Source organism: Mycolicibacterium chubuense (assembly GCF_001044255.1).
In the GTDB taxonomy this organism is placed as follows: domain Bacteria; phylum Actinomycetota; class Actinomycetes; order Mycobacteriales; family Mycobacteriaceae; genus Mycobacterium; species Mycobacterium chubuense.
Genome location: NZ_JYNX01000038.1, coordinates 70,161 through 94,978 on the forward strand (window position 1 = coordinate 70,161; position 24,818 = coordinate 94,978).

At 69.1% G+C, this 24,818-nt stretch carries 26 protein-coding genes; 11 read left to right on the forward strand and 15 right to left on the reverse strand.

Going from position 1 to position 24,818, the window contains the following annotated elements:
- Positions 1-113: 113 nt before the first annotated feature.
- From MCHUDSM44219_RS15695 to MCHUDSM44219_RS15710, 4 genes are all read right to left on the reverse strand, one after another.
- Entirely contained in the window at positions 114-938 is an 825-nt protein-coding gene (locus MCHUDSM44219_RS15695; protein ID WP_048419182.1) for a serine hydrolase domain-containing protein, read from the reverse strand.
- Between the two features lie 24 nt (positions 939-962).
- Entirely contained in the window at positions 963-2,042 is a 1,080-nt protein-coding gene (locus tag MCHUDSM44219_RS15700; RefSeq protein ID WP_048419183.1) for a class I SAM-dependent methyltransferase, read from the reverse strand.
- 90 nt (positions 2,043-2,132) lie between these two features.
- Complete coding sequence (locus MCHUDSM44219_RS15705; RefSeq protein ID WP_048419184.1) at positions 2,133-3,743, reverse strand: LuxR family transcriptional regulator; 1,611 nt, start codon at positions 3,741-3,743, stop codon at positions 2,133-2,135.
- A gap of 22 nt (positions 3,744-3,765) precedes the next feature.
- Positions 3,766-4,545 carry a dioxygenase family protein gene (locus MCHUDSM44219_RS15710; RefSeq protein WP_048419185.1) on the reverse strand — a complete coding sequence of 260 codons (780 nt, stop codon included), beginning with the start codon at positions 4,543-4,545 and terminating at the stop codon, positions 3,766-3,768.
- 34 nt (positions 4,546-4,579) lie between these two features.
- Between MCHUDSM44219_RS15710 and MCHUDSM44219_RS15715 the strand changes: the two genes are divergently transcribed.
- On the forward strand, positions 4,580-5,665 hold the full coding sequence (locus MCHUDSM44219_RS15715) for an S-(hydroxymethyl)mycothiol dehydrogenase (RefSeq protein ID WP_048419186.1): 1,086 nt from the start codon (positions 4,580-4,582) through the stop codon (positions 5,663-5,665).
- Entirely contained in the window at positions 5,662-6,282 is a 621-nt protein-coding gene (locus tag MCHUDSM44219_RS15720; protein WP_048419187.1) for an MBL fold metallo-hydrolase, read from the forward strand. Before MCHUDSM44219_RS15715 ends, MCHUDSM44219_RS15720 begins: the two co-directional genes overlap by 4 nt.
- On the opposite strand, the gene MCHUDSM44219_RS15725 is transcribed toward MCHUDSM44219_RS15720, so the two are convergent.
- Entirely contained in the window at positions 6,276-6,923 is a 648-nt protein-coding gene (locus MCHUDSM44219_RS15725; RefSeq protein ID WP_053081270.1) for a hypothetical protein, read from the reverse strand. The two genes, MCHUDSM44219_RS15720 and MCHUDSM44219_RS15725, sit on opposite strands and share 7 nt — an antisense overlap.
- Positions 6,924-6,991: 68 nt before the next feature.
- On the opposite strand from MCHUDSM44219_RS15725, the gene MCHUDSM44219_RS15730 reads away from it, so the two are divergent.
- A complete protein-coding gene (locus MCHUDSM44219_RS15730; RefSeq protein ID WP_048419301.1) occupies positions 6,992-8,080 on the forward strand; it encodes a class I SAM-dependent methyltransferase in 1,089 nt (362 codons plus the stop codon).
- Positions 8,081-8,086: 6 nt separating this feature from the next.
- Here the strand turns inward: MCHUDSM44219_RS15730 and MCHUDSM44219_RS15735 are convergent, their stop codons facing one another.
- From MCHUDSM44219_RS15735 to MCHUDSM44219_RS15745, 3 genes are read right to left on the reverse strand one after another with little or no spacing between them, the layout of a single operon-like run.
- Entirely contained in the window at positions 8,087-9,115 is a 1,029-nt protein-coding gene (locus MCHUDSM44219_RS15735; protein WP_048419302.1) for an NAD(P)H-dependent amine dehydrogenase family protein, read from the reverse strand.
- 53 nt (positions 9,116-9,168) lie between these two features.
- Positions 9,169-10,197 (reverse strand): glycoside hydrolase family 183 protein, encoded by a 1,029-nt coding sequence (locus tag MCHUDSM44219_RS15740; RefSeq protein WP_048419303.1) that lies wholly within the window; start codon positions 10,195-10,197, stop codon positions 9,169-9,171.
- Positions 10,188-10,709, reverse strand: a complete 522-nt coding sequence (locus tag MCHUDSM44219_RS15745) for a hypothetical protein (RefSeq protein WP_082162243.1) — start codon at positions 10,707-10,709, stop codon at positions 10,188-10,190. Before MCHUDSM44219_RS15745 ends, MCHUDSM44219_RS15740 begins: the two co-directional genes overlap by 10 nt.
- Positions 10,710-10,811: 102 nt before the next feature.
- Here MCHUDSM44219_RS15745 and MCHUDSM44219_RS15750 point away from each other — a divergent pair, with 102 nt between their 5' ends.
- From MCHUDSM44219_RS15750 to MCHUDSM44219_RS15770, 5 genes are read left to right on the forward strand one after another with little or no spacing between them, the layout of a single operon-like run.
- The gene (locus tag MCHUDSM44219_RS15750; protein ID WP_048419305.1) at positions 10,812-12,356 is read left to right on the forward strand and encodes an ABC transporter substrate-binding protein; all 1,545 of its coding nucleotides are present in this window, start codon (positions 10,812-10,814) and stop codon (positions 12,354-12,356) included.
- A gap of 2 nt (positions 12,357-12,358) precedes the next feature.
- A complete protein-coding gene (locus MCHUDSM44219_RS15755) occupies positions 12,359-13,327 on the forward strand; it encodes an ABC transporter permease (protein WP_048419188.1) in 969 nt (322 codons plus the stop codon).
- Entirely contained in the window at positions 13,324-14,202 is an 879-nt protein-coding gene (locus tag MCHUDSM44219_RS15760) for an ABC transporter permease (RefSeq protein ID WP_048419189.1), read from the forward strand. The genes MCHUDSM44219_RS15755 and MCHUDSM44219_RS15760 overlap by 4 nt, the downstream gene beginning before the upstream one ends.
- Positions 14,199-15,803 carry a dipeptide ABC transporter ATP-binding protein gene (locus MCHUDSM44219_RS15765; protein WP_048419190.1) on the forward strand — a complete coding sequence of 535 codons (1,605 nt, stop codon included), beginning with the start codon at positions 14,199-14,201 and terminating at the stop codon, positions 15,801-15,803. The genes MCHUDSM44219_RS15760 and MCHUDSM44219_RS15765 overlap by 4 nt, the downstream gene beginning before the upstream one ends.
- A 30-nt stretch (positions 15,804-15,833) precedes the next feature.
- Complete coding sequence (locus tag MCHUDSM44219_RS15770; RefSeq protein WP_048419191.1) at positions 15,834-16,574, forward strand: SDR family NAD(P)-dependent oxidoreductase; 741 nt, start codon at positions 15,834-15,836, stop codon at positions 16,572-16,574.
- On the opposite strand, the gene MCHUDSM44219_RS15775 is transcribed toward MCHUDSM44219_RS15770, so the two are convergent.
- A complete protein-coding gene (locus MCHUDSM44219_RS15775) occupies positions 16,541-17,119 on the reverse strand; it encodes a TetR/AcrR family transcriptional regulator (RefSeq protein ID WP_048419192.1) in 579 nt (192 codons plus the stop codon). The genes MCHUDSM44219_RS15770 and MCHUDSM44219_RS15775 overlap by 34 nt on opposite strands.
- Positions 17,120-17,282: 163 nt before the next feature.
- Here MCHUDSM44219_RS15775 and MCHUDSM44219_RS15780 point away from each other — a divergent pair, with 163 nt between their 5' ends.
- On the forward strand, positions 17,283-18,545 hold the full coding sequence (locus tag MCHUDSM44219_RS15780; RefSeq protein ID WP_048419193.1) for a cytochrome P450: 1,263 nt from the start codon (positions 17,283-17,285) through the stop codon (positions 18,543-18,545).
- Positions 18,546-18,561: 16 nt separating this feature from the next.
- On the forward strand, positions 18,562-19,284 hold the full coding sequence (locus tag MCHUDSM44219_RS15785; protein WP_048419194.1) for a hypothetical protein: 723 nt from the start codon (positions 18,562-18,564) through the stop codon (positions 19,282-19,284).
- Here the strand turns inward: MCHUDSM44219_RS15785 and MCHUDSM44219_RS15790 are convergent.
- The 4 genes from MCHUDSM44219_RS15790 to MCHUDSM44219_RS15805 form a co-directional block, all read right to left on the reverse strand.
- Positions 19,263-20,687: an HNH endonuclease signature motif containing protein gene (locus MCHUDSM44219_RS15790; RefSeq protein ID WP_048419195.1), complete on the reverse strand. Its 1,425-nt coding sequence runs from the start codon at positions 20,685-20,687 to the stop codon at positions 19,263-19,265. The two genes, MCHUDSM44219_RS15785 and MCHUDSM44219_RS15790, sit on opposite strands and share 22 nt — an antisense overlap.
- Positions 20,688-20,786: 99 nt before the next feature.
- Positions 20,787-21,002, reverse strand: a complete 216-nt coding sequence (locus tag MCHUDSM44219_RS15795) for a ribosome modulation factor (protein ID WP_048419196.1) — start codon at positions 21,000-21,002, stop codon at positions 20,787-20,789.
- A gap of 58 nt (positions 21,003-21,060) precedes the next feature.
- Positions 21,061-22,134, reverse strand: coding sequence for an NAD(P)H-dependent amine dehydrogenase family protein (locus MCHUDSM44219_RS15800; protein ID WP_048419197.1), 1,074 nt, complete (start codon positions 22,132-22,134; stop codon positions 21,061-21,063).
- Positions 22,131-23,132 (reverse strand): 3-ketosteroid-9-alpha-monooxygenase, oxygenase component, encoded by a 1,002-nt coding sequence (locus MCHUDSM44219_RS15805; protein ID WP_048419198.1) that lies wholly within the window; start codon positions 23,130-23,132, stop codon positions 22,131-22,133. The genes MCHUDSM44219_RS15800 and MCHUDSM44219_RS15805 overlap by 4 nt, the downstream gene beginning before the upstream one ends.
- Before the next feature lie 47 nt (positions 23,133-23,179).
- Here MCHUDSM44219_RS15805 and MCHUDSM44219_RS15810 point away from each other — a divergent pair, with 47 nt between their 5' ends.
- Positions 23,180-23,803, forward strand: coding sequence for a TetR/AcrR family transcriptional regulator (locus MCHUDSM44219_RS15810; protein WP_048419199.1), 624 nt, complete (start codon positions 23,180-23,182; stop codon positions 23,801-23,803).
- A gap of 1 nt (position 23,804) precedes the next feature.
- Here MCHUDSM44219_RS15810 and MCHUDSM44219_RS15815 read toward each other — a convergent pair whose 3' ends face one another.
- Complete coding sequence (locus MCHUDSM44219_RS15815) at positions 23,805-24,134, reverse strand: branched-chain amino acid transport AzlD family protein (protein ID WP_048419200.1); 330 nt, start codon at positions 24,132-24,134, stop codon at positions 23,805-23,807.
- On the reverse strand, positions 24,127-24,786 hold the full coding sequence (locus MCHUDSM44219_RS15820) for an AzlC family ABC transporter permease (protein ID WP_048419201.1): 660 nt from the start codon (positions 24,784-24,786) through the stop codon (positions 24,127-24,129). The genes MCHUDSM44219_RS15815 and MCHUDSM44219_RS15820 overlap by 8 nt, the downstream gene beginning before the upstream one ends.
- Positions 24,787-24,818: the final 32 nt, after the last annotated feature.

The following is a 24,818-nucleotide window of genomic DNA, read 5'->3' on the forward strand; positions in this document are numbered from 1 at the left end:
CTCCTTCGGCTCCACGAGGGACGTCTTCCCCAACGACCTGGTGGTTTCCGAGTGAGTCAGCAGATGAAATTGTGCTTCCAGAGATTATTGTGCCTCGTGAGACGCATGTTGCGCTAGTCCGGCCGATAATCTCTCAGAACTTCATCAGACAGGGCCGGCATCACGTCGTGCGCCCACTCGCCGAACGGGCGGTCGGTGAGCACCACCAGCGCCAGGCCGGCGTCCGGGTCCACCCACAGAAAGGTCCCCGACTGGCCGAAATGGCCGAAGGTGCGGGCCGAGTTGTCCGCGCCGGTCCAGTGCGGTGACTTGCCGTCGCGGATCTCGAAGCCCAGCCCCCAGTCATTGGGCCGCTGCCGGCCGAACCCGGGCAGCACGCCGTCCAGCCCGGGGAATTGCACCGAGGTCGCATCGGTGTGCATCTGCTCGGAGACCAGGACCGGCGCGAGCAGGTCACCGGCGAACGCGACCAGGTCCGCGACCGTCGACGTCACGCCGTACCCCGCGGCCTCGGTGCCGCCCTCGAGCGTGGTGTCCGACATGCCCAGCGGCGCGCACACCGACTCGGCGAGGTAGGTCGGAAACGGGATCGTCGTCTCCTGCTCGAGCGTCTCGGCCAGCACGGCGAAACCGTGATTCGAGTAGATCCGCCGGGTGCCCGGCGCGGCGAGGATCTTCGCCGAGGTCATGTCGTAGCCCGCGGCGTGGGCCAAAAGGTGACGCACCGTCGCGCCGGGCGGTCCCGCCGCGGTGTCCAACTCGACCGCGCCCTCCTCGACGGCGACCTGCGCCGCCCGCGCGGCCAGCAGCTTCGTCACCGACGCGAGGGGGAACCGGCGTGCCTGATCGCCGTGGCTGTCCAGGGTCCCGGCCCGGCCCACCACCGCGGCCGCGACGGTGGGAACAGGCCAGTCGGCGAGGACGTCGAGTGCGCTCACCGGTGCGAGCCTAGTGACGAGGCGTCACTTCCTGGCGACGTAGTAGTAGTTGATCGGGTCGGACTCGATCTCGCGCACCGCGACATCGGCGAAGCCGGCATCGGCGAGCATCGACAGAGCGAGGTCGCGACCCCAACAGGTGCCCAGGCCGTCACCGTCGAGACCGAGCGAGACACTCATGCAGTGCATCGTCGAGACGGTGTAGAGATAGGGCGCCAGCGGGACGCCGACGTTGTCCTCGATCCGGCTCGACGATTTGATATCGACCATCAGGAACACCCCACCCGGCCGCAGCGCCCGATGGATGTTGGCCAGTACGCGCGCGGGGTGCGCCTGATCGTGGATCGCGTCGAACGCGGTGATGACGTCGAAGGCAGCCACCGCGTCGTAGTGGGTCAGGTCCGCGCGCTCGAACGACGCGTTCGGCACGCCGAGCCGGCGGGCCTCCGCGGTTCCGGCGGCGATCCCTTCGTCGGAGAAGTCCAGGCCGCGGAACCGGCTGGCCGGAAACGCCTGGGCCATCACGTTGATCGCATGCCCGCTGCCGCAGCCGAAGTCGGCGACGTCGGCACCGGTGCGCAGGCGGTCGGGTAACCCGTCGATGAGCGGCAGGATGACATCGACCAGGGCCGCGTCGAACACCTCCCCGCTGTCCTCGGCCATCAGGGCGTGGAAGCGGGGGTATTCGGCGTAGGACAGGCCGCCACCGTTGCGGAAGCAGCCGATCACCTTCTGCTCGACCTCGCCCAACAGCGGGATGAACTGCGCGACGCGGGCGAGGTTGTCGGGGCCGGCCGCCCGGGTCAGCACGGCGGCGCGGTGGCCGGGAAGCGAATACGTCTGCGCCGCAGCGTCGTACTCGACGATCCGGCCGGCGGTCATCCCGCCGAGCCACTCCCGGACGTAACGTTCGTCGAGTCCGGCGGCGTCGGCGATCTGCGTGCTGGTGGCCGGCGGCAGCGCAGCCAGGGCGTCGAAGAGTCCGGTCTGGTGCCCGATGGACATCAGGATCGCCAGGCTGGCGGCGTCGATGGTGCCGACGATGCGTTCGGCGAACTGCTGAGTGTCCTCGATGGTGGATTCAGCGTCGGTGAGTGTTGTCATGACTGCAGACGGTAGGCCGCCAGGGTGGGCGTCGGTATCGGTCGGATCGTGCATTCTTCTCGTCCCGTGCTGGGGTGGATGATGCAGAACCTAGGGCAGGACCGCGTTGTCGCGAGCCCAGGCCACCGCGGCGGTGCGCGACGACACCCCCGCCTTGGCGTAGATGTTGGCCAGGTGCCGACTCACCGTCTTCTCACTGAGATGAAGCTGCTGAGCCACCTGCCGGTTCGTGGCGCCGGCCGCGATCAGGGTCAGCACCTCGCGTTCCCGGCGCGTCAACCCACCGGGCGACGGTGCACCGCAGATGCCCGCCGGTTCGACCCCGAGCTGGGCGTAGATCGCGTCGGCGGTCGCGGCGTCCGCGGCGGCGGCGTCGGCATGACCGAGTCCGCGGTGCGCCAGCGCCATCCACTCGTAGACCTCAGCGGTCTCATAGCGGGACTGCTGCGTCCGGTATTCGGTCAACGCCACCTGCAGGGCCTCGAGCGCCCGGCCGAACTGCTGTGCGCGCACCAGTACGGCCCCGCGGGCATGCGCCGCCCATCCGCGGAATCCAGGTGTCTGGAACGCTGCCGCATCCGCTTCCAGTTCGGCGCAATAGCGTTCGGCCTCGTCGAGCGCGTCGCGACTCAACGAGATCTCCACCGCCGCGCGCAGCAGCCGCACCCGCGTGAGGCGGTCGCGTCCGGCCAGCGCGACCCGGATCGCCGTCCAGGCGCCCTGCCGATCGCCACGCCGGCACGCCAGCAGCGCCGCACCGGGTTGCGGGTCCATGCCGAGGGTCCTGGCTTGCTCGAAAGCTGTTGCGGCACCGTCGAAATCACCACGGAGACGGCGCACCTCACCGAGCTGGTAGTAACCTTCGGCGGCCGCCCAGGAATTCACCTCTTCCAGTGCGCGGCTGGCCCGCGAAAGTCGGTCCTCGAGCCCGCGGTAGTCGTCGGTGGCGGCCCTGACCTGCAGCCGGTGCACGTCGCAGACCCCGCCGTAGGGCACGGAGCCCGACAGCCCGCACCACTGCTCCATCGACTGCGTCCAGGTGCGCATCCGGGGAAGATCGGCGAGCTTGTGACAGTGGTGCAGCACCATGCAGTAGATGTCGCCGGCCCACTCGATCGGCACCTGGTCGGCCACCAGCGGCAGGATCGCCTCGTCGAACAGCGCATAGCCCTCGGCCGTGCGCGCTTGCAGGATCGCCTCCACGCCTGCGGCGATCAGGCTCAGCGCGGTGACTGCGGGCACGTCGAGGCGCGCACTCAACTCGCGCATTGCGCCGACGCGGGCGCGCAAACCGTCAACGTCGTGGGTGATGGCGGCGACCGCCGCCTCCAGGTAGGTGAGATACCCGTGCGCGGCCGTCTCGTCGGTGCCCGCCAGGAGGCGGCGGGCCCGGTTCATCCAGCCCTGGCCGATGTTGAGGTCGCCGCGCACCAGCCACGCCAGCGCCAGCTCGTTGGCCTTCATCGCCGCGGCGGCAGGGTCGGTTCTGGTCAGCTCCGCGAACACCCGCTCGGCGGCGCGGCTCGACTCCTTGATGTGGCCGAGCCGCCACGCCGCGAACGCGAACGCGTCCAGATCATCGGTGCGCAGCGGAGCCTGCCGGCTCGCGAGCTCGAACGCCTCGTAGCTCGCCCGCCAGTCCCGCCGCTGGTGCGCTCGGCGCGCGGCGGACAGCAGATCGGTCTGCAGCTCGATCACCATCAGGAAACCACCGTATGTCCGCTCAGGCCAGTTCGAAAGAGCGTTTGGCCAGACCCATCCAGAAGCCGTCGATCACCTGACGCGGCTGCTGAGCCGGGTCGTCGGAGGCGCCGAGCGCGACGAACAGCGGCGCGAAATGCTCGATCGTCGGGTGGGCGTAGGGCATCCCCGGGGCCCGCGCCCGGAAGTCGATCAGCGCATCCACATCGCCCGCCGCCATCCGCTCGCGTGCCCAGGCGTCGAACTCCACCGACCAGCCGGGCGGGACCGCACCGGGCGACGGGTCCTCGAGGAACGGCAGACCGTGGGTGGTGAACCCCGACCCGATGATCAGCACACCCTCGTCGCGCAGCGGGGCCAGCCGCTCCCCGAGCCGCAGCAGCGCCGCCGGATCCAGTGTGGGCAGCGAGATCTGCAGTACCGGGATGGCGGCGTCCGGGTACATCACCGTCAGCGGGACGTAGGCGCCGTGATCGAGCCGGCGTTCGCGATCGTGGTGCACCGGCTCGCCGTCGGGCATCGACTTCTGCACTGCCGCAGCCAGTTCCGGGGCGCCCGGCGCGTCGTAGGTGACGGCGTGGTAGCGGTCGGGGAAGCCCCAGAAGTCATAGGTCAACGGGGTGCGCGCGTCGGTGGACCCGATGGTCAGGGGCGCGGCCTCCCAGTGCGCAGAGACCACGAGGATCGCCGACGGGACCGGCAGCGCGCCGGCCCAGGCCCGCAGTTGGGACACCCACAGCGCATCGTCGACCAGCGGCGGGGCGCCGTGCGAGAGGAACACCGCCGGCATGCGGACAGGCATGTATCGAGTGTGCCCGACATATTAGGGTTCAGGCATGACTCAGACGGTGCGCGGAGTGATCTCTCGGACGAAGGGCCAGCCGGTCGAGGTGGTGGACATCGTGATCCCCGACCCCGGACCGGGTGAGGTGGTCGTCGACATCCAGGCGTGCGGGGTGTGCCACACCGACCTGCACTACCGCGAGGGCGGCATCAACGACGAGTTCCCGTTCCTGCTCGGCCATGAGGCCGCAGGCATCGTCGAGTCCGTCGGCGAGGGTGTCACCAACGTCGAGCCGGGCGACTTCGTGGTCCTCAACTGGCGCGCGGTGTGCGGGCAGTGCCGGGCCTGCAAGCGGGGACGTCCGCACCTGTGCTTCGACACCCACAACGCCGCGCAGAAGATGACACTGACCGACGGCACCGAGCTGACCCCGGCGCTGGGCATCGGCGCGTTCGCCGACAAGACGCTGGTGCACGAGGGCCAGTGCACCAAGGTCGACCCGGCGGCCGACCCGGCCGCGGCGGGTCTGCTGGGCTGCGGCGTGATGGCCGGGCTGGGCGCGGCGATCAACACCGGCGCGGTCAACCGGGACGACACGGTGGCGGTCATCGGCTGCGGCGGCGTGGGCGACGCCGCGATCGCCGGAGCCCGGCTGGTCGGCGCCCGGCGCATCATCGCCGTGGACATGGACGACCGGAAGCTGAACTGGGCCCGGGAGTTCGGCGCCACCCACACGATCAACGCCAAGGAGCTCGACGCAATCGAGACGATCCAGGACCTGACCGACGGGTTCGGCGCCGACGTCGTCATCGACGCGGTCGGCCGGCCCGAGACGTGGAAGCAGGCGTTCTACGCCCGCGACTTGGCGGGCACCGTCGTGCTGGTCGGCGTGCCGACCCCGGACATGACGTTGGAGATGCCGCTGATCGACTTCTTCTCCCGCGGCGGATCCCTGAAGTCGTCCTGGTACGGCGACTGCCTGCCCGAGCGCGACTTCCCGACGCTGATCAGTCTGTATCTGCAGGGCCGGTTCCCGTTGGACAAGTTCGTCTCCGAACGCATCGGGCTCGACCAGATCGAGGACGCGTTCGCCAAGATGCACGCCGGCGAGGTGCTGCGTTCGGTGGTGGTGTTGTGAGCATCCAGCGGCTGGTCACCAGCGGCACGTTCGAACTCGACGGCGGCAGCTGGGAGGTGGACAACAACATCTGGCTCGTGGGTGACGACAGCGAGGTGGTGGTGTTCGACGCCGCGCACACCGCCGACCCGATCATCGAGGCGGTCGGTGGCCGTCATGTCGTCGCGGTGGTGTGCACCCACGGCCACAACGACCATGTCACCGTCGCCCCGGCGCTCGGACAGGCGCTCGACGCACCGGTGTTCCTGCACCCCGCCGACGATGTGCTGTGGCGAATGACGCATCCCAACAGTGACTTTCGCGCCATTGCCGACGGTCAGACGTTGCGCGTGGCCGGCACCGAGCTGCGCGCGCTGCACACCCCCGGACACTCCCCCGGCTCGGTGTGCTGGCACGCCCCCGACCTCGACGCGGTGTTCAGCGGTGACACGCTCTTCCAGGGCGGCCCCGGCGCCACCGGGCGGTCCTACTCCGACTTTCCGACCATCCTCGAGTCGATCTCGGGCCGGCTCGGCAAGCTGCCCGGTGAGACCGTCGTCTACACCGGCCACGGCGACACCACGACCGTCGGCGACGAGATCGTGCACTACGACGAGTGGGTCGCCAGGGGTCACTGACCTCCGCGCTCGTCAAGGGGCGGGTACTCGTACACCGGCGGCGGAATCGGCCCCGGCCAGTTCGGTTCGTCGAGGATCACCGGTCCGGGTACCGGGCGCGCCCGACGGCCCGCCCGCACCCGCCACGCGATCGCCCCGGCGAGCGCGACCGCACCCACCGCGGCGAGCGCACCGAAGACCCACATCGGCCACACCGGCGAGCTGTCGCGGCCGAACGACAGGCGCGGGTTGATGTAACCACCGACGTCGCCGTCGGTGCGGACGCCGTACACGCCGGCGCGCGGGATCTGCGCCACCCAGATACGCAGGTGCACATCGTTGTTCACCGATGTCGTGGTGCCGATCGTCTCGGTGATCACCGGGTCCGGCACGCCCTCGGGCGGGTCGATGCCGAGCTTGAGCGGCGGCAACGGGAACCCGCCGTTCACACCACCGGTCACGGCGGTGTGGAAGCTGATCGTCACCTCGCCCGCGGGCAGGCTCACCCGCCCGGACCCGGGGACCCGCACCTCGCCGTACGCGTCGTAGTCGTCGAACACGAAGGCGCCCAGCGCCAGCGTGACGATCACCCCCGCCACACCGACCACCAGCGCCAGGACGGCGCTGATCATCGCGATGCGCGGCCCGACCCGTCCTGTCATGGGCGACAGTTTCGCACGCGCCGCGCTTTCGGCGGCGCGGGTGACGCTCGGGGACTACCGTGCAGAAGATGCCCGAGTCGAGCATCGTCGTGCGGCCGGAGCCGATGGACAGCGGCTCCTACACCGCCGCGTCGCGGCTGCAGGCCGCCGGTCTGGCCCGGGCGATCGAGATCTTCTCCGAGGCCGCCGCGCAGGTTCCGCTGCCCTCGCCGCCGCAGCCGATCGTGATCGCCGACTACGGCGCGGCCAGCGGACACAACTCGCTGCTGCCGGTCGGCGCTGCAATCGGTGTGCTGCGCAGCCGGACTCGGCCGGAACACTCGGTGCTCGTCGCGCACACCGACCGCCCCGACAACGATTTCACCGCGCTGTTCCGCACCTTGGAGGAAGATCCCGACACCTATCTGGCGAAAGACCGTGCCGCGTTCGCCTCGGCGGTCGGTCGCTCGTTCTACGCGCAGATCCTGCCGTCCAACAGCGTGAACCTGGGCTGGAGTTCCTGGGCGATCCAGTGGCTGAGCCGGGTGCCCGCCCCGATCCTGGGAGGCCACCTACAGGTCGCCACGTGCGGCGACGAGGAGGTGCAGGCCGCCTACGCCAAACAGGCCGCGCGCGACTGGCACGAGTTCGTCGCGTTCCGGGGCCGCGAACTGTGCCCCGGCGGGCGCCTGGTCGTGACGACGATGGGGATCGGCGAGGACGGCGAGCTCGGGTTCCGCCCGCTGCTGACCGCGATGGCCGACACGCTGGACGAGCTCGCGGGGTCCGGACTGATCAGCGCCGAGGAGGCCGGCCGCATGTGCATCCCGACCTTCGCCCGCCGGGCCGCCGATTTCGCGGCACCGTTCGCCCCGTCCGGTCTGTTCGAACGCCTCGAGATCGCCCACCTGGAGATCGTCGACGCCCAGGACCGGTTCTGGGAGCGCTATCAGGCCGACGGTGACGCAACGGATTTCGGCGCGAGATGGGCCGGGTTCGCACGGGCGTCGACGTTCGCGGCGCTGTCGACGGCGCTCGAGGGCGGTCCGACGGATCCCCGCGTGGCGCAGCTGCACGACCGACTGGAGAAGGGCATCGCCGCCAGGCTGGCCGCGGCGCCCGAGCGCACCCAGATCCCGTTGGCGTACGTAGTTCTGGTCAAACGGCCACGCGGCTGAGCGCGGTCAGCGGATCGTGCCCACCCCCGGGATCAGCGGCAGGTCCAGTGCGGTGACCCAGCCGGGAGACAGGTCATTGACCGCCGGAACGGCGTTGAGCGCACGCAGCCCGGTCGCCAGGCAGCCGGCCGCGGCCGCATCCCGCCCGGAGCCATCGGTGAACCGGAATGCCGTCTCCTGGAAGATGCTCGGCGTGCCCTCGATGTCGACGCGGTAGACGTCGTTCTGGTTGCCCGACGGCCACTCCGGCGCCGCGTCGTTGCCGATCCGGTTGACGTGCTCGAGCTGGATGCGGGTCTCGCCCTGGTACACCCCGTTGATCGTGAACCGGACGGCCGCCACGTTGCCGGGCGCGATGACGCCCTTGGCGGTCGTGCGCTCGGTGGGCGTGACCCACTTCTCCCACGTTGTGGTGATCTCGTCGAGCATGATGCCCGCCGCATGCGCGATCATCGGAACCGTTGCACCCCAGGCGAACACGAGGATGTCGGAGTTCTCCAGCATGGGCCGGTACTCTGGCGGCTTACCGATGCCCATCTCGCGGTCGTAGTCACCGGTGTAGTGGGTGTAGTCGAGCAGTTCCGACGCACGCACGGTGCGCACCTCCGAGCACAGGCCCATCAGCGTCATCGGGAACAGGTCGTTGGCGAAGCCGGGGTCGATACCGGTGGTGAAGCACGACGACTCGCCGAGTTCGCAGGCGACGGTGACGGGTTCGATCCAGTTGGGCGGGTTGAGGTGCATGGTGGGCCAGATCCACGGCGTCATCGCCGTCGAGCACACGTCGATCCCGGCGCGCAGGAAGCGGGTGATCACCTCGATGTTGACGTCGGCGTGGGCCGCGGTCGGCCCGTAGTGCACCAGCGCGTCGGGCTTCAGGTCGATCAACGCGTCGATGTCGTCGGTGGCGCTGAGACCCAGCGGGGCCGGCAGCCCGCAGATCTCCCCGACGTCGCGGCCGACCTTGTCGGGGTTGCTGACCCCGACACCGACGAGTTCGAACAGGGGATGCTCGACGACCTCGGCGATGACCATCCGGCCGACGAATCCGGTCCCCCAGATCACCACCCGCTTCGTGTCTGCTGTCGTCACAGGTTCCGCCTCTCCTCGTGCTGTCTGGTGTCGTGCAGGGTGACGCTGAATTGCATGGCGCGGTAGGGCCATCCGGTGTCGGTGTGCCACTGCGACACCACCAGACCGACCCCGCCGTGAACGTCGAGGCGCGAGCCGGGCAGCAGGTACCCACCGTAGAGCTGGGCGATGCGATTGCCGGCGTGGTCCTCGGCGTGCCACCCGCAGCCGCGCACCGGCAGCTGCAGAGGCACGGTGTGCAGATCGGCCACCGGGGAGTCGATGACGCGGTATCCCAGCGCGTATCGCGAGGCCAGGAATCCGCCGAGGACCCAGGTGCGCGGCGCGAGCCGACGGAACGTCAGCTCGCCCCACCGCTCACCCGGTGGCGTGATCGGAGTGGCCCTGCGACCCCATCCCCATCGGCCACCGGTGAAGCCCCACGCCGAGTACTTCGAGCGGTCAGCAATATCCGACGGCCTCACCCGCATCGCGATGATGCCCTTGTCGCGCTGAAACCCGGTGGCCATCACGTACACCCAGCCGCCGTCCGGGTCGAGGTCCCATGACCAGCATTGCGCATGGCCGTGGTGCAGATCCGCGGGGAACGTCGCGTTCTCCCCGGCGGCGCGCCACCGCTGCCCGCCGTCCTCGGAGCGCCAGAGCTCGGTGCGCAGCACGTTGCCCAGCCCCCGATTGACGATGGCGTGCAGATAGATCGTGTCCCCGAGCCGCAGCAGATCCGAGGGGATCACGGTGCTGACGCCCTTGACACAGGGCAGGAGTTGGCGGGCGTAGTCCGGATCCGGGCCGCCGGCACGCTCCCACACGATCGGGGCCTGGGCGTCGCCACGGCCGATCAGCGCGACAGGTGACCGCCAGTCCCCCCGGCCGACGCGGCTGCCCGAGAACGTATCGCCGAAGACCGCCAGCAGCGACCCGTCTGCGGTCCGCACGCACGCACCCAGGTCGGCGCAGGTCACGCCCCACCGATCGGTGATGCCCGGACCGGTGATGTCGGCGACCTTCCCGATCGTCAGAAGCAGCGCCGCAGTCCGCCCGGCTCGCAGATCAGCGGGTAGCGATCGACCGGGATCGGCAGCGGTTCCTTGAAGGCCAGCGTGAACGGGGTGTTGATGATCCCCGGCGGCAGGCCGCAGTTGCCGGTGTGGGTGACGCTGCGGGTGCCGGTCATGGTGACGTCGTCGAACTTGATCACCTCGACCGTCGGCGCCCAGGTGCCGTCGGGGCACTGCATGCCGCGGTCCTTGGGTGTGGTGAAGGCCCACATCCCTCCGGTCAGCACGGCGTCGCCGCCGGTCACCCCGTTGGACCCCTGGATGTGCAGTCGGCACCCGACGGGCAGGTACAGCGGCTCGCGCAGATCACCGACCACCGGCACACACGACGGGTACACCGTCCACAGACCCGGCGTTCCCTCAGCGGGGGTGTAGGTGAAGATGCCCTCGATCACCTGGTCGGCTCTGGCCGGCACCGGCAAGGTCAGGGCCGCGCCGAGAGCAACCAGGAGGGCGGCCAGAGCGCGCAGCATCGTCACGCGCACGAGTATTTCAGTCGGGCGTGGACAAAGTCACGGGTTTGTCGTGTCAGGCCATCGGGTAACAGACTTCGAGCAGGCTCGAGTCCGGGGTGATACATGATGGCGAGGACCGCGGTGTGGACCGCTGTCCTCGCCATTGTCATGATGGTGGCCTCGGTGACCGGGTGTTCGACGGGCCGACGGGTCGATCTCGGCGAGGGCGCTGCGGGCTCGTTGGTCGCCGCGATCGCCGGCGAGCCCGATCAACTCGACCCGCACAAGACCACGGCCTATTTCTCGTTCGAGGTGTTGGAGAACGTCTTCGACACGCTGGTCGAACCCGACGCGAACCTGCAGATGCGGCCGGCACTGGCGACCTCGTGGGAGGTCAGTCCCGACCAGCGGGTGTGGACATTCCATCTGCGTCCCGGGGTGAAGTTCCACGACGGCACGCCGCTGACCGCCGACGACGTCGTGTTCTCGTACCGCCGGATCATCGACGAGAAGCTGGCCAATTCCGACAAGTTCAGCGCGGTAACGGCCGTCGAGGCGCCCGATCCCGCGACCGTCGTGATCCGGGTCAGCAGGCCGACGCCGAACATGCTGACCAACATCGGCGGCTTCAAGGGCATGGCCATCGTGTCGCGACGCAACGTCGAGAACGGCCAGATCGCCACCCATCCCGTCGGCACCGGCCCGTTCCGATTCGCCGGACAGAAGAGCGGCGACTCGATCTCGCTGGTGGCCAATCCGGACTACTGGGACGGTCCACCCGGGGTGCCCGGCGTGACGTTCCGGTTCATCTCCGAGCCGTCGACGGCGCTGTCCGCGCTGCAGGCCGGTGAGGTGGACTGGACGGATTCGATTCCGCCGCAACGGGTCGAGCAGCTGTCCGACGACGACTCGCTGCGGCTGGCGGTGACTCCGAGCAACGACTACTGGTATCTGGCCCTGAACGAGGCGCACGCCCCGTACAACGACGTGCGCGTCCGCCAGGCGATCGCCTACGCGATCGACCGGAATGCGATCGTCGCGGCGACCAGTTACGGCACGGCGAAGGTCAACGAGCTGGCGATCCCCGAGGGCAACCCGTGGTACACGCCGTATGACCGCTACCGCCAGGGCGGCGTCGACAAGGCGCGCGAGCTGCTGTCCGAGGCCGGTGTCACGCCGGGCGATCTCGACATGCTGGTCACCACCGAGTATCCGGAGACGGTGACCGCGGCCCAGATCGTCGCCGACAATCTCGCGCCGCTCGGCTTCACGGTCAAGATCCGCACCGTCGATTTCGCGACGTGGCTCGACGAACAGAACTCCGGTCACTTCGACATGCTCATGTTGGGGTGGCTGGGCAACATCGATCCCGACGACTTCTACTACGCCCAGCACCACACCGACGGCAGCAGCAACGCGCAGAAGTTCTCCGATCCCGAGGTGGACCGGCTGCTCGACGCGGGTCGCGTCGAGACCGACCGCGCCGCCCGGGTGGCCGACTATGCGCGCGCCGCGACGCTCATCGCCGACAAGGTCAGCTACATCTACCTGTACAACTCGTCGGTGATCCAGGCGTGGAATCCGGCGCTGACGGGATACGAGGCGCGCCGCGACGGCGCGGTGCGCTTCCGGCACGCCGTGCTCGACACCGACAGGAGCGCGTCGCGATGAGCATGCCGACGGTCCTGACCCATCCGATCCTCCGCTTCGTCGCGCGCCGGGTGCTGTATTCCCTCGTCGTGCTGGTCGGTGTCACCGTGGTCGTCTTCGCGCTGGTGCACCTGGTGCCCGGAGATCCGGTCCGCATCGCCCTGGGCACCCGCTACACCCCCGAGGCCTATGACGCGCTGCGCAGCGCCAGCGGGCTGGACCGCCCGATCGTGTCGCAGTTCTTCGGGTACGTGGGCTCGGCGTTGACCGGGGACCTGGGGGTCAGCTTCCGTAACGGCGACCCGGTGACGGTGACGCTGCTGGAGCGGTTGCCGGCGACCATGTCGCTGGGCCTGGCCGGCATCGTCATCGCGCTGGCGATCGCACTGCCGGCGGGAACGTACTCGGCGCTGCGGGAGGGCCGCGTCAGCGATGCGATCGTCCGGGTGACCAGCCAGTTCGGCGTCTCGGTGCCCGACTTCTGGATGGGCATCCTGCTCATCGCACTGTTCGCGACGACGCTCGGGTGGCTGCCGACGTCCGGGTACCGCCCGCTGTTCGACGATCCCGGGGGCTGGTTGCGCCACATCATCCTGCCCGGGCTGACCGTCGGCGTGGTGGCCGCGGCGATCATGACGCGCTACGTGCGGGCGGCGGTGCTCGAGGTGGCGGCGATGGGCTACGTGCGCACCGCGCGGTCCAAGGGGTTGTCCCCGCGCGTCGTCACGTTCCGGCACACGGTGCGCAACGCTCTCGTGCCGATCCTGACCATCACCGGCATCCAGCTCGCGACGCTGCTGGGCGGCGTGATCGTCGTCGAGGTGGTGTTCGCGTGGCCGGGGCTGGGCAGGCTGGTGTACAACGCTGTCGCCGCACGCGACTATCCGGTGATCCAGGGCGCGGTGCTGCTTATCGCGGCGCTGTTCCTCGCGATCAACCTGCTCGTCGACGTGCTGTACGCGGTGGTCGACCCGAGGATCCGGCTCGCATGACGACCACTGACAGCGCCCGCGTCTCGTCGTGGCGGCTGCTGCTGCGCAACCCCGTCACCGCGGTCAGCGCGCTGATCCTGCTGGCCGTCGCCGTCATCGCGGTCAGCGCCAATGCGATTGCGCCGCAAGGAGTCAACGACGTCGATGTGCCCAACGCGCTGCGTCCGCCCAGCGGCGGGCACTGGTTCGGCACCGATGAACTGGGCCGCGACGTGCTGTCCCGCGTGCTGGTGGCCACGCAGGCCTCGATGCGGATCGCCGTGGTCAGCGTCGCGTTCGCCGTCGTGGTCGGGGTGACGGTCGGCGTGCTGGCGGGCTATCGCGGCGGCTGGCTGGACACCGTGCTTATGCGCGTCGTCGACGTGATGTTCGCTTTCCCGGTGCTGCTGCTCGCCCTCGCGGTCGTCGCGATCCTGGGTCCGGGGGTGACGACGACGATCCTCGCGATCGGCATCGTGTACACACCGATCTTCGCGCGGGTGGCCAGAGCGAGCACCCTGGGTGTGCGCACCGAACCGTACGTCGCGGTATCGCGCGCGATGGGCACCCCCGATCACATGATCCTGCGCCGCCACATCCTGCCCAACATCGCCGGACCGTTGATCGTGCAGACATCGCTGTCCCTGGCGTTCGCCATTCTCTCCGAGGCCGCCCTGTCCTTCCTGGGGCTCGGAATCCAGCCTCCGCAGCCGTCGTTGGGCCGGATGATCTTCGACTCGCAGGGCTTCGTGACGATGGCCTGGTGGATGGCGGTGTTCCCAGGAGCGGCGATCGTGGTGATCGTGCTGGCGTTCAACCTGCTCGGCGATGGGCTGCGCGACGTGCTGGATCCCAAGCAGCGCACCATCGCCGAGGCCAGGAGGGCGCAGCGATGACGGTGTTGACCGTGCAGGATCTCGGCGTGCGCATCGGCGCTCGCACGATCGTCGACGCGGTGTCGTTCGAGGTGGCCCGCGAGCAGACGGTGGGCATCGTCGGAGAGTCCGGGTCCGGCAAGACGATGACGGTGCTCGCCGCGACCGGTCTGCTCGATGCACCGGGGGCGCGGGTGTCGGGGTCGAGCACGCTCGGTGGCGACGAGCCGGTGCAGCTCGTCGGTGCCCGCCCGCGGACGCTGCGCAGCGTGCACGGCTCCCGCATCGGCTTCGTCTTCCAGGATCCGGGCACCTCGCTCAATCCGCTGCTGACGCTGGAGCGCCAGATCACCGAGTCGCTGGAGACCCACCGCCGCGTGACGCGCCGCGAGGCGCAGTCGCGGGCGCTGGAACTGCTCGAGGCGGTCGGCCTGCCCGAGCCGGCGACCCGGCTGCACGCCTACCCGCATCAGCTGTCGGGCGGCCAGCGTCAGCGGGTGATGATCGCCATCGCGCTGGCATGCGACCCGGAGCTGCTCATCGCCGACGAACCCACCACCGCGCTGGACGTCACCACTCAGGCCCAGATCATCGAGCTGGTCCGCACGCTGCAGCGCGACTTCGGCACCGCGGTGGTGTGGATCAGCCACGATCTCGGCGTGATCGGTCAGGTGGCCGACGAGGTGACCGTGCTGCGCGAGGGCACCGTGGTCGAGCAGGCGCCGATCCTCGACGTGTTCGACCGGCCGCGCGACGACTACACCCGCGATCTGCTGGCCGCCCGACCAGTACTGAATGTGTCTGGGCCACAGGCGGTTACCGACGCCGATCCGCTGTTGGAGGTCGACGGGCTCGACGTGTCCTTCACGGTGTCGACGCCGGTGGGCCGGTCGACCGTCCACGCGGTCAAGGACGTGTCGTTGCGCATCCGCCGGGGCACCACGTTGGGTCTGGTCGGTGAATCCGGCTCCGGCAAGTCGACGGTCGCCGCAGCGCTCACCGGGCTGGTGAAGCCCGACCGAGGCACAGCCACTCTGGCCGGTGCGGACATCTTCGGGGTGAAGCGGGCCGATGTGAAGGCGCTGCGCCGACGGATAGGGCTGGTGTTCCAGGATCCGTTCTCATCGCTGAATCCCCGTGCGCGCGTGGAGTCCTCGATCGCCGAGCCGCTGGCGGTACACCGGCTGGTCGACGGCGCCGCGGCGCGGCGAGCGCGGGTGGCCGAGCTGCTCGACCTCGTCGGTCTGCCGGCCGAGTTCGCCCAGCGCTACCCGCACGAGCTCTCGGGCGGGCAACGCCAGCGGGTCAGCATCGCGCGCGCGTTGGCCGCCGAGCCGGATCTGCTGATCCTCGATGAGGCAACCGCGTCGCTGGACGTGTCGGTGCAGGCCCGCGTCCTGGAGCTGCTGGCGCGGCTGCAGGACGAGCTGGGGCTGGCGTACCTGCTGATCGGGCACGACCTGGCGGTGATCCGGCAGCTCAGCCACGACGTGCTGGTGATGCGCGACGGGGAGGTGGTGGAGAACCGGCCCGCCGACGAGCTGTTCACGGCTCCCGAGCACGAGTACACGAAGGCGCTGCTGACGGCGGTGCCGCCGGTCCGTCCGCGCGCCGCGGTCTGAGCCGCGAGGGGCCCATGAGAAGGTCCTTCCATGAGTGAGCTCAGCGGCAAGGTCGCATTGGTCACGGGGGCGTCGGCGGGGCTGGGCGCGGCGACAGCCAGGTTGTTCGCGGAGAAGGGCGCGACGGTGTTCGGCATCGCCCGGGACGCGTCGCGCATGGCGGAGGTGTTCGCCGACGTGCCGGGCAGCGCGTTCGCCTCGGTGGACATCTCGTCGCGGGCGGCGTGCGCCGGGGCGGTGGCTGAGTGCGTCGAACGGTTCGGCCGGCTCGACGTGCTGGCCAACATCGCCGGGTTCCACCGCATGCGCCACACCGCGACGATGACCGATGAGGATTGGGACGTCGACCTCGCGGTGAACCTGACCGCGCCGTTCGCGCTCTGCCGCGCCGCGCTGCCGCACCTGCTGGAAACCGGGGGCAACATCGTCAACGTCTCGTCGATCGCCGGCGTCGAGGGTGAGGTGTACTCGGCGGGCTACTGCGCGGCCAAGCACGGGCTGGTCGGCCTGACCCGCGCGCTGGCCATCGAGTTCACCAAGGAGCGGCTGAGGGTGAACGCCGTGTGCCCGGGCGGCATGCCGACCGCGCAGGCCACCGAGTTCGAGGCGCCCGACAACGCCGACTGGGATCTGATCATGCGCATCGCCTCACCGCGCGGGTTCATGGCGACCGAGGATGTCGCAAAGGTCATCGCGTTCCTGGCCAGCGACGACGCCGCCGCGATCCACGGTGCGGTCTACCGCGTGGACAACGGCAAGGGTGCGGGCTGACCGTCGGTCACGAAGCGGCGGATCATCTCGCGTTCGGCGGCCGGATCGACCACAGGCCAGTAGAGCAGCGAGAGCACCACGCGCACAATCCATTGCGCCGCGAGCGCGTCCTCGGCAAGACCGTTCAGCTCGGATGCGAGCGCCCGCGTCATCGGCGAGTCGACGATCCAGGCCATCTCGGATGCCGCGCGCGTCGAGGTGATCAGCGCCTGCCCGAGGGGATCCGCTCTGATCCGTTCCAGCGCGACTGTCACTGCGGTCACGATCCGGTCGGGACCGGTCATGCCGTCCACGGCCGCTCGTACGGCCTCGACGATGCGCTCCGCGTTGCGCGCCAGCACCGCGTCGCGGATCTGCGCCTTGCCGCCGACGTGCCGGTAGATCGTCGCCCTCGAGCAGTGCACGCGGGCCTCGAGTGCTGCCATGTCGAACGCTGCGATGCCGTCGCGGGCGATCAGCTCGGTGGCCGCGGCGTAGATCCGCTCGGCCGCCGCCGCCCGGCGGTCACCGACCAGCCAGTCGTTCGTCGCGCCGCGAGAAGCCACTGGCCGATGTTCTCAGCGTGAGACGAATGGGTCAATGTTTCTCGCCGTCGACACTGGTCGAGGCGTCGCGCTGAGACGATTCCGGAGGCCGCTCACGAGCTCGCCGATTCATGTTTCGCTCACGCGTTGACGCGGGCACGGCACGCCACTCAGCCTGAGTCACATGACAGTTGCCGACGGCCGGCTCGGCGTGGCGTTGTTCGACGACCGGTTCATCCAGGACCCGTATCCGCTGTACGCGCGGATGCGGGCCGCCGGCCCCGTACATCGTGTCGGCGACTCGGACTTCCACGCCGTCTGTACGTGGGATGCGGTCGCCGAGGCGGTGGCCCGCACCGACGACTTCTCGTCGAACCTGACCGGCACGATGATCTATCAGCCGGACGGAACCGTGGGAATGTTCCCCATGGATGTCGTCGGCGGCCCGACGCAGGTGCTCGCGATCGCCGACGATCCCGCACACGCCGCGCATCGGAAGCTGTTGATCCCGCAGTTGGCGGCCAAGCGCATTCGGGAGCTGGAGGCTTATGTCACCGGCACTGTCGCCGACCTCTACGCCGACGCCGTGCGCGCCGGAACCGTGGAGTGGATGGGCACTGTGGCCAACCGGCTGCCGATGATGGTGGTGTGCCGGCTGATCGGAGTCCCTGACGAGGACGCGGACCAGCTGGCGGCGTGGGGCTATGCGAGCACCCAACTGCTGGAGGGTCTGGTGGGTCCCGACCAGCTCGCCGCGGCGGGCACCGCCGCGATGGAACTTGCCGCGTACATCGCGGCTCGATTCGAACGGCCGCCGGAGCCTGACACGCTGATGGGAAGTCTCGCCACCGCCTGCGCCGCAGGCGAACTCGATGCGCTGACCGCACAGATGATGATGGTGACGTTGTTCAGCGCCGGGGGCGAGTCGACCGCGTCGCTCATCGGCTCGGCCACCCACATCCTGGCCACTCGGCCGGACCTGCAGCAGGCGCTCCGCGAGAACCCTGCCTCGATCCCCGCATTCGTGGAGGAGGTCTTGCGTTTCGAGCCGCCGTTCCGTGGCCACTATCGACACGTGCTGCGCGACTGCGAGCTGCGGGGCTACCCGCTCCAGGCCGGCTCCCGGCTGATTCTGCTGTGGGGCGCGGCCAATCGGGACCCTGCCCATGTCGAGGCCCCCGACGAGATCCGAATCGACCGCCGAGACGGCAAGGGCCACATCGCATTCGGGAAGGGTGCGCACTTCTGCGTCGGCGCATCGCTGGCCCGCCTCGAGGCCCGAGTCGTGCTCGAACATCTGCTGACCCACACCCGCGACTTCGAGGCCGTCGGCGCAGCGCGGTGGCTGCCCAGCCTGCTGGTGCGGCGCCTGGACACCCTGACGCTCTCCATCGACCCCGTGCGATTGCGCCCTTCGAGGGGAGGCGACGATGAGGGTCGTAGGTGACCTCACCACTCGCACCGTGACGCTGGATTTCAGTTCCTCGGATGGGCCCCACGAGAGAGTGACCCAGATCGCCATCGACGGCGCTGTTTTTGCGAATGCCGCCGAACTCTCGTCCTGGGGCGCCGCGCGGGTACAGGTCCACCTCTGTGAGCAGTGCGGCATGGAGCACTGTGCCAGCGGCAGCTGGCTGGTCGTCCGCAACGTCGGCATCGGAGCCGCATTCATACCGGCCTTCGACGAGATGCTGGCCGGCGAGTGGGAACAACGTGAGTACGCGCCGCCGTACTTCGCCCAGGGCCTGCCGATCTTCACCCCGGACGACTATGCGACGCTGCGCCGTTGGTGCGTTGGGCTGCCGCCGATGGACGCACTGCCGCTTTTGACCGGCGATGAGATCCTGCGCGTGTTGCAGTGGGAAGCGCCCGCGCACGCGCTGGGGGTCTTTCCGGCCGACGTCGAGCTCGATCAGGACCTGGTGCTGGCGGTCTCCGATGGTGGACACGCGGATGCGGCTGTGCTGTTGGAGGAGGCGATTGAGCCCACCCGCGGCACCGGCCGCGCATCACTGGAAACCAGCTCATTGTCAGCCCAGGCAATCACGTTTTACCTCAACGCATCTGGCACGCCGGAATGGACACCCCTTTACGTGGTCAACGACCGACCTCGCCTGGCCGCGCCGACAACCGGCTACCTCGTCGAGGCGTTACCGCACGCCATTCAGAACGGCGGCGGCTCATAGGTCTCGGCCAGCCACGCTTGATGGGCCCGTTCGCGTTGCGCGTCGAGCTCGATGCGTTGTCGCCGCTCGCGCTCCACGCGATCCCGCCGGTCCTGATCGCGGGTCTTTCTGCGGCGCGGCATCATCGCGGTCTTGTCCGCCCCCTCAGGCGCAGCGACGGAGCCGGGCAGCTCCGCCGTCGGCACCGCCAGCGTCGGAAACATCTGTCCACCATGGGCGTCGGTGACGTAGACCAGTCCGGTAGGGGCGATCAACACGACCGTGCCGTCGGGTCGCTGCTCGTCACGCCACCCGTGCGCACCACTGTAAAAGGTCTTGATCAGATGATGGTCGCGGCAGTAATGCTTGTTGTTGGACGGGTGCGTGGGCCCGAGGGGCCACGGGTCGGTGTGGTCGACGTCGCATCGCTGCACCGGAGCGTCGCAACCCGGGAAGCGACACGTCAGGTCACGCCATCGGAGGAAGTTCCTGAGCCGGCGCGAGGGTCGGTATCCGGGCTCCGGATCGTCGCCGGGCCGGTTGACCGGGCGCAACTCCGCCCCCGCGGCCACCTCCCGCACCTCTTCGGCGGGCATGACGCCGAAGCCCTCCAGATAGCCTGGGGCATTGCTGGTTCCGTCGATGGTGGCCTGCTCAGCCAGAATGTGAACGACGACGCGGGCAGCCGATTCCTTCAGCGCCGTCGCCGGGCATTCCGGCGACTCGCACCGGCACTCCAGCGTCGATTCGCCGCGGCCCAGAGCGCCGCATGCGGCAGCCCGCCGCTGCCCAGGGGTACGGGGATCCGCATCGCACACCGTGGCGGCCAGGGCGTCGAGGCGTTGGTCCAACGCCGCGGCATCCACTGCGTCGAGCAGCCCGCCGGCGAACGCCGTGCCCGGCAGGTGAGGTTCCACGGTGAAGTACAGGTTGTCCCGGACGGTCGGCGGAACGCGCACCCCGGCCGGATCGAACGTGGCCACCCACCGGTCCACGCGCTCCTTCAACTTCTTCTCCGAGAACCGCATCCATTTGACCAGCTCGGGCGCCAACGCGGCGTCCAACTCAGCGATGATGTCGTCCTCGACGTTGTCGGTGCGGTTGAGCACGATCCGGACCAGCCGCAGGTCGATCTGCCCCCGGGCGAAGATCTCGGCGACTCGAGGGAGGCGTTGGTGCAACGAGACTGCCATTCGCACCTGGCTTCCCGCGCGTGACCGGCTGATGTTCTGCGCCGCCGACACTTCGGCGGCGACCGCCTCGTGAACGTCCGTGACCCAGTACTCGACGTGGGGGTACTCCCGCGTCCGGAGTGCGTGCAGCCGGGCCACCGCGGCGAGTCGTTCGGCGATCGCGCGCGACTCCGCCTGAGCGGCGCATCCCATCGCGAGGATGCAATCGATCCCCTCGGCCGACTCGAACATACATTCGATCCTGCCATAGTCCACCGACACCGTCCGGCACGAACTTCCAGCCTGTGGATAACCGAGACGGAAGGCTCGAGCGACGGCCCCACGGGGGATTCAGCGGTCTGAATCATCCTCCGCCTCAGCACGTCCGGCACGATAGCGCTGCATCGCCGGCCCGCATTCGATCCGCACCGACAGCATCCGCATGTACCCGCGATGCCAGAGCTTGGCCAGGGTGAGCGATCGACCCGCGTACGGATTCCGGTCCCCCACGTCGGCCAACGAACCCTCGTACAACGCCTGGATCGCCTGTTGGCGGAATGTCGACATCGATCGAGCATCCACCACGCGCACTCACCACGGCGGTTGCCCCGCCGCGGCGATCCACCTACAGCCGAAACCGCCCGGCGAATCCCCGCAGCGGCAGGTCGGCGCTGGTGAGGATTCCAGGCGGCGCCGCCACGACGGCCTTGATCGCGTTCAGCGCCGGCATACCCGTCACCGTCATCCCGATCGAGGCGAAGCTCGCCGGGTCGGACAGGTCGACGCCGGGCTTCGGGAAGATCATGTGCTTGTTGTAGATGTTCGGGTCGCCCTTGATCTGAGTGATGTAGCAGCCCTTGATGTCCCAGGACGGGTCGGTGTGCGGCGTCATCTGCCACTCCAGGTGCGTCTCGACACGCGGCACCCCGTCGATCATCCCCTGGTACTTGATGTAGTTGCCGCCCAGCGAGCCCTTCGGCAGCTGATACCAGCCCAGGTCGACGTCCTTGGTGCACGCGCCGAGCTCGTAGCTGAAGGCCACATCGTCGAGCGTCAGACCGAAGCAGTCGGCCATCATCAGCACGCTGTCGGCGAACACCCGGGTGTACTTCTCCAGCTTGCCCGGAATCGACGGGTCGTCCACTGGCTGGCCGTACCCCACCTCGATCCAGGTGTCGCGGGAGTGGTGGCAGGACACATCGACCGATTCGATGGTGGTGACGTTCTCGATGTCGGCGACATCCGCCGAGCACACCACGCCGAGGATCTGGTTGACGCCCGGATTCATCCCGGTGCCGTAGAACGTGGAACCGCCCTTCTCGCAGGCTTCTTGAAGCAACTGGGTGACCGGTTTACCCGAGTGGTGCGGATGGTTGCGGTCGCGGTGCCAGCCGGTGATCCAGTCGGCCGTCGTGACGACGTCGATGCCGGCCTCCAGCACCTGCACGTAGAGGTCCTCGTCGGGGAACACACCGTGGAACGTCAGCACATCGGGCCGAGCCGCGATGATCTCCCCCACCGTGCCGGTGGCGATCACCCCGTTGGGCGACAGCCCCACCAGTTCGCCGGTGTCGCGGCCGATCTTCTCCGGTGAGTAGCAGTGCACCCCGACCAATTCGAGGTCGGGCTGGGTCGCGATCCTCTTGATCATCTCCGAGCCGACGTTGCCCGTCGCCACCTGGAACACCCTGATCGTCATCGACTGCCTTTCTCGGGATAGAACTGCTTGGCCCACTGGCGGATTGCGGTGAAGCCGGCCAGCTCCGAACCGGCCAGCGCCGGCGGATCGGAGTAGCGCTGGTGCGACCAGATGTGGATGTCCTGGCGGAACTGCCGGATGACCTCGGCGCCGAACTCGTCGGCCCGGACCCTGGCCTTCTCCGGATCATGAACGGCGGACTTGCCCTTCGTACGGCCGATGTAGACCATGAACCGCACATCGGAGGTGGTGTCGTCGACGGGGGTGATCGCCGAGATCGTGCGGTTGTCGATCATCCCCCAACTCTTGGTGACCGCGATGCCCAGTCCACCGTTGATAGCCTCGACGCCGCTGCCGACGTCCTCGATGCGCTGGCCGTCGTCGCCGGTGAACGTGATCGTGAAATCGACGAACGCGACGGGGGCGTCGAAGTCGTGCCGGGTGAAGACCGGGCTGATCGGGGTGTGGTGGACGTACCGGAAATGCTCGACGTCGACGCCGTTTTCGAGCACGTACTGCGGGTGCATCTCCAGGCCCGGCTCGAACAGACGCTGCTGCGGGTAGTAGTCGCCGGCGCTGCTGCCATCGCCGAAGCCGGCGAACACGTCCGGGGCCTCGAAGAACGGCTCGCGGCCCTCGACATCGTGCCAGACGTACACCGACTCGTTGCGCTCGATCACCGGATAGGTGGTGATCCGCCGGCCTCGATTGGGCCTGTCCTCGTAGGGGATACACACGTTGCGGCCCTGCTGATTCCACTGCCACCCGTGGAACGGGCACTGCAGTACCTCGCCGTGCACCGTGCCCCCGAAACCGAGATGGGCGCCCAGGTGTTCGCAGTAGGCGTCCATCACGGTGAGCCGCCCCGACTCGGCACGCCAGGCCACCATCTCGCGGCCGAAGTACTTCATGGTGTGCACGGCGCCGACGCCGATCTCGTCGGACCACGCGATCTGGAACCAGCCGGTCGGTCTCATCGACAAGGGCGGTGGGGCCATGCGTCGGATCATAGAACACTCAATGAAACTTTCGGTACCCTTGGACCATGTCCGACGTAGCAGCCCCCGCGCGGCGCCCCAACCGGCGCGGTCAGGCCACGCGCGAGAACATGCTCGAGGCGGCCCTACGGTCGTTGGCCTCGGGCGATCCGGGGTCCGTGTCGGCCAATCGCATCGCCAAGGACATCGGTGCGACGTGGGGCGCCGTGCAGTACCAGTTCGGCGACGCCGACGGTTTCTGGGCCGCGGTGCTGCACCGCACCGCCGAGCGCCGGGCGCATGTCTTCAGCCCCGCCGACCCCGACGCGTCGTTACGCGACCGCGTCGCCGCCATCATCGACACGTTGTACGACGGCCTGGCAGAACCGGATTCGCGCGCGATCGAGAACCTGCGCGCCGCCCTCCCACACGATCACGCGGAGTTGGAGCGGCTGTACCCGCGGACCGCGGCCGAACTGCACTCCTGGGGGCAGTCGTGGCTGGCGATCTGTCACGACGCGTTCGCGGGCCTGGACGTCGACCCCGAGCGTGTCCGCGAGGTCGCCACGCTGATCCCCGGGGCGATGCGGGGGCTGGTCTCCGAACGTCAACTCGGCTCGTACGCCGACCTGGACGTCGCACGCCGCGGGCTGACCAACGCGCTGGTGGCCTACCTGCAGGGCACTGACTGAGTCAGCCGCCCCACGCCGTCATCAACGTCACGTAGCACGCCGTACCGGCGAGGATGCTCACCAGCGCCCCTCCGCGCCAGAGCTGCAGGCCCGCCGTCACGGCGACCGCCAGCGCCAGCCACAGCAGTTGCAGCGCAGTGTCCCCCACGACGGTCTTCACTGAATAGATCGCCAGCATCGCCATCACGCCGACGGGCATGTGCACGCTGAGGTAGCGCACGACGGCGCTGTCCCGCATGGGGGCCAGCACCGCGAACGGCAAAGCGCGCAGCGCCCAGGTGACCGCCGCGCTGACCCCCACCAGCAGCGCCATGTAGGCGGTGTCAGGCATGGCGGGTCCGTCGCCGCAGCAACAGCATGGCGGTGAACGCGGCGAACGCACACACCAGCATCTGGCCGGGGACAACCAGGCACGCGCCGACTGCGCAGGCCACGGCGATCGCCGCGGTGAGCCGGTCCGGCCGCTGCCGGTACGCCTCGATGCCCAACACGATGAACAGGGCGGTCAGCGCGAAGTCCAGGCCGACGAGCCGGTCGATCGGCAGCGCCTCCCCCACCAAGCCGCCGAGTCCCGCGCCGGTCACCCACAGCAGGTGAAACGTCAACTGCATGAACAGGATCGGACGGGTGGTCCACCCCTGCGCCTCCGGGCTGACGGCGACGGCGTACGCCTCGTCGGACAGCGTGTACGTGCTGTAGAGCTTCGCCGGAAGACCGGTCACGCGGTGCAGCGGGAAGGACAGCGCGTAGAAGATGTGCCGTGAATTCACCACCAGCGAGGTCACCGCGACGGTCGCCACCGGGGCCGCACCCGCCACCAGCGCCACCATCAGAAACTCCAGCGACCCGGCGTAGATCACCCCGGCGAACACCGGCGCCCACCACCACGACAACCCGGCGTGCACCACCAGGAAACCCAGCGCCATGCCTAGCGGGATGAACGCGAGCCCCAGCGGGGCGACCAGGGCGAGCACGCGCCGCATCGTACGAACACCTCCTCCGATCAGCCTCTGAC